Genomic DNA, 4,264 nt, shown 5'->3' with positions numbered 1-4,264 from the left:
TTCGGCCGCGTCGACGGCGTCGTGCACGCGGCCGGCGTCCCCGGCGGCGGCATGGCCGAGGTCAAGGAGCGGGAGGCGGCCGAGGCCGTCATGGCCCCGAAGATCGCGGGCACGCTGGCGGTGCGCGAGGTCTTCGGCGACCTGCCGCTCGACTTCATCCTGCTGTGCTCCTCCGTCACCGCCGTGGCCGGCGGGTTCGGCCAGGTCGACTACTGCGGCGCCAACGCCTTCATGGACGCCTGCGCGCACGCCTGGCCCGGCCGGGTCGTCTCGGTCAACTGGGGCGCCTGGCTGGAGGTCGGCATGGCCGCGGAGGTGGCCGCGCCGGCCGCGTTCCGCGCGCTGCAGCGCGGCGACCGCGTCACCAAGGTCGAGCACCCGGTCATCGCCCACCGGCACGAGAGCGCCGGCCGCAGGCCCTGGTACGCGGCCACGCTCTCCCCGGCCACGCACTGGCTGCTCGACGAGCACCGGGTCGCGGGCGTGCCGGTCATGCCCGGCACCGGCTACCTGGAGACGGCCCGCGCCGCGTTCGAGGCCGCCGTCCCCGCCCCCGGCCCCGGCCACGTGATCGAGCTGCGTGACGTCGCGTTCGTCACCCCGCTGTCGGTCGCCGACGGCGCCACCGCCGAACTGCGGGTGCTGCTCACCCCGGCGGGCGACGGCGTGGAGTTCGAGATCGTCAGCGTGACCGGCGGCGAGAGCAACCAGCACGCCCGCGGCACGGCCGCCTGGGTCGCCGCGGAACCCCCGCAGTCCGACCTGCCGGGCGCCCGGCAGCGGTGCGCCTACGGCGGCGAGGACGGGCCGAGCCCGTTCGCCTCCGCCTCCGGCCTGGTCACCTTCGGCCCCCGCTGGAACAGCCTGCGCTCGGTCCGGCAGGGCGGCGACGAACAGCTCGCCCGCCTGGAGGCCGGCTCCGACGTGGCCGCCGACCTGGCCGGGCTGCCGCTGCACCCGGCGCTGCTGGACGAGGCGACCGCGTTCATCTCGGTCTCCGGCACCCACAGCTACCTGCCCCTGGGCTACGGCCGCGTCACCGTGCACGCGCCGCTCCCGGCCGGCGTGTGGAGCCACGCCCGGCTGCGCGACACCGGCGGCGGCGAGGTCATCGCCGCCGACCTCACCCTGTACGACGACGCGGGCGAGGCGGTGGTCACCATCGCCGACTTCGTGCTGCGGCGCATCGACAAGGAGGCCGTCACCCGCACCGTCGGCGAGGGCGCCCGGCGGCAGGCCGAGGAGGTCACCGTCGACGAGGAGTCGGCGGCCGCCGGCCAGGCGCTCGACGTGGACGGGACCAAGCGCGGCATCAGCCCGGCCGAAGGCGCCGAGGCGTTCCGCCGCGTGCTCGCCGCCCGGCTCGGCCCGCAGGTCGTGGTCAACGCCACCGACCTGCCCGAGTTCGTGGCCGGCGTGCGCGAGCTGACCCAGGACACGGTCGCCGGAGAGCTGGACGCGGCCGCCGCGGCCGGCGGCGCCGAGGCGCTCCCGGACGACCACGTCGCGCCCCGCAACGAGCTGGAGAGCACGCTCGCCGGCCTGTGGGGCGAGGTGCTCGGCGCCCGCCAGGTCAGCGTCGAGCAGGACTTCTTCGAACTGGGCGGCAACTCCCTGGTCGCGGTCCAGCTCATCGCGCTCATCAGGAAGAAGGTCGGGGTCCGGCTGCCGATGCGCAGCCTCTTCCAGGTGCCGACCGTGGCCGGGATGGCCGCGCTCGTGGAGGAGCTGCGCGGCAAGCAGCAGGCCCCCAGCACCACCACCACCATCAGCAGGCTCCCCCGGACGGAAAGGCACTGACATGCGGGACGGCCAGTACAAGGTCGTGGTCAACGACGAGGAGCAGTACTCGATCTGGTTCGCCGACCGCCCCGTGCCCGAGGGCTGGCGGGAGAGCGGGTTCGAGGGCGCCAAGCAGAGCTGCCTCGACCACATCGAGCAGGTCTGGACCGACATGCGCCCGCGCAGCCTGCGCGAGGCCCTTCGCGAAGGTTAGGAGGGAACCGGCTTGACCGGCACCTACGTCTTCCCCGCCTCGTACGCGCAGGAACGCCTGTGGTTCCTGGCCAGGCTCGACCCGGACGTGCCCGCCCACCACGTCAACGGGGTGTTCGAGCTGTCCGGGCCGAGCGACCCGGAGCGGTGCCTGACGGTGCTGCGCCGGGTGGTGGCCAGGCACGAGACGCTGCGCACCTCGCTGACGGTCGAGGACGGCGATCTGGTCCAGGTCGTCCAGGTGGACCTGCCGGTCACGCTGCCCTGCACGGACCTGCGCGGCCTGCCGCCCGAGCGCGCCGAGGACGAGTTCCGCGCGCTCGCGGCGGCCGAGGCCCGCAGGCCGTTCGCGCTGGACCGGCCGCCGCTGTGGCGGGCGCGGCTGGTCCGCATGCGCGACGACCTGCACCGCATCGTGCTGGTCGTGCACCACGCGGTGTTCGACGCCCGCTCGGCCGTCGTCCTCGCCCGCGAGCTGGAGGAGCTGCACGACGCGCTCGCCGAGGGCCGCGAGCCGGTCCTGCCCGAGCTGCCCATCCAGTACGCCGACTACGCCGCCTGGCAGCGCGAACACCTGGCCGGCGGCGTCCTGGAGGCCCAGCTCGGCTACTGGCGCGAACGGCTGGCCGGGCTGCCCGGCGACACCGGGCTGCCCACCGACCGGCCGCGCCCGGCCGCCCGCGGCCACGCCGGCGCCGAGTACGCCTGCGCCCTGCCCCCTGGCCTCGCCGAGGCGCTGGAGGAGCTGGCGCGCCGGCGCGGCGCCACCCTGTTCATGGTGCTGCTGGCCGGGTTCAAGGCGCTGCTCGCCCGGTGGGGCGGCGGGGACGACGTCGTGGCCGGCACGCCGGTGGCCGGCCGGGACCTGCCCGAGTTCGAGCCGGTCATCGGCATGTTCGTGAACACGCTGGTGCTGCGCACCGACCTGTCCGGCGACCCGTCCTTCGACGAACTGCTGGACCGGGTGCGCGGCACCGTGCTGGAGGCGCTGGACCACGCCGACGTGCCGTTCGACCGGCTGGTGGAGGCGCTGCGGCCGGCCCGCGACCCCAGCCGCACCCCGCTGTACCAGATCGGCTTCAACCTGCTGCCGATGGATTCGCGCGGCCAGTTCCCCAACGGCACCGCTCAGCAGGACCTCGGCCTCGACGTGGTCAGGACCCCCTCGGGTGCGAGCCTCTACTTCGAGTACAGCACCGAGCTGTACGACGCCGGCACGGTCGAGCGGCTGGCCGAGGCGTACCGGCTGGTCCTGGAGGCCGTCGTCGCCGACCCGGCCGTCCGCCTGTCGCGGCTGCCGCTGATGACCCCCGAGCGGGAACGGGAGGTCCTGACCGCCTGGAACGCCACGGCGGCGCCGTACCCCGAGCGGGCCCTGCACGAGCTGGTCGCCGAGCAGGCCGCCCGCACCCCCGGCGCGGTCGCCGTCCGCGACCTGAGCGGCGGCGGCCTCACCTACGCCGAGCTGGACGCACGCGTCGGCGCGCTGGCCGGGCGGCTGGCGGCGGCCGGGGTCGGCCCCGGCACGTGCGTGGCGCTGTGCCTGCCGCGCGACCCCGCCCTGATCGTGGCGCTGCTGGCGGTGCTGCGGGCCGGCGGGCACTACCTGCCGCTGGACCCGGCCTACCCCGCCGAGCGGCTGACCTACCTCCTGTCCGACTCCGGCGCGGGCCTGCTCATCACGGACTCGCGGCTGGCCGCGGACCTGCCCGGCGGACTGCCGCGCACGCTCCTGCTGGACCGGCCTGCCGAGGACGCGCCGCCCGCGCCGCCGGTACGGGTCAGCCCCGACGACCTGGCCTACCTCATCTACACCTCCGGCTCGACCGGCCGCCCCAAGGGCGTCGAGGTGCCCCACCGCGGGGTCGTCAACCTGGTCACCGACGTCGTGCGCCGGCTCGGCGGCGGCAGCGCCCTGCTCATGACGTCGCTGTCCTTCGACATCGCCGCGCTGGAGATCTTCACGCCGCTGCTGTCCGGCGGCACCCTCGTCGTCGCCCCCGACGACGCCTCCCGCGTGCCCCGGGAGGCCGGGCGCGCGGCCGAGGGGGTGGACCTGGTCCAGCTCACCCCGTCCGTGGCGGGGCTGATCGCCGACCACCTGCCGCCCGGCCTGCCGCGCGCCATCCTCGGCGGCGAGCCGCTGCCCGTCGACCTGGCGGCGCGGCTGCTCAAGGCGACCGGGGAGCTGTGGAACTTCTACGGGCCCACCGAGACCACCATCTGGTCGACCGCCTACCGCGTGCCGGCCGACGCCGCCACCATGCTC

The 4,264-nt window shown here is 75.7% G+C and carries 3 protein-coding genes; all 3 read left to right on the top strand.

All coding sequences use genetic code 11. The features are described 5' to 3' along the window. Positions 1 to 1,800, top strand: a 1,800-nt coding sequence (locus OUY22_RS35895) for a KR domain-containing protein (protein ID WP_270159777.1), incomplete at its 5' end; no start/stop codon positions are given. A 1-nt stretch (position 1,801) separates the two neighbouring features. Further along, positions 1,802 to 1,996 carry an MbtH family protein gene (locus OUY22_RS35890; RefSeq protein ID WP_270159776.1) on the top strand — a complete coding sequence of 65 codons (195 nt, stop codon included), beginning with the start codon at positions 1,802 to 1,804 and terminating at the stop codon, positions 1,994 to 1,996. A gap of 12 nt (positions 1,997 to 2,008) precedes the next feature. Continuing rightward, positions 2,009 to 4,264, top strand: a 2,256-nt coding sequence (locus tag OUY22_RS35885) for a non-ribosomal peptide synthetase (protein ID WP_270159775.1), incomplete at its 3' end; no start/stop codon positions are given.

The sequence above is a fragment of the Nonomuraea corallina genome, from assembly GCF_027620315.1.
GTDB lineage: Bacteria > Actinomycetota > Actinomycetes > Streptosporangiales > Streptosporangiaceae > Nonomuraea > Nonomuraea corallina.
Note: the sequence above shows the minus strand (reverse complement) of the source record. Positions and strands in the feature narration are given on the sequence as shown.

Coding starts and splice junctions, on each gene's coding strand:
- OUY22_RS35890 (WP_270159776.1), top strand. CDS start 1,802: ATGCGGGACGGCCAGTACAAGGTCGTGGTCAACGACGAGGAGCAGTAC.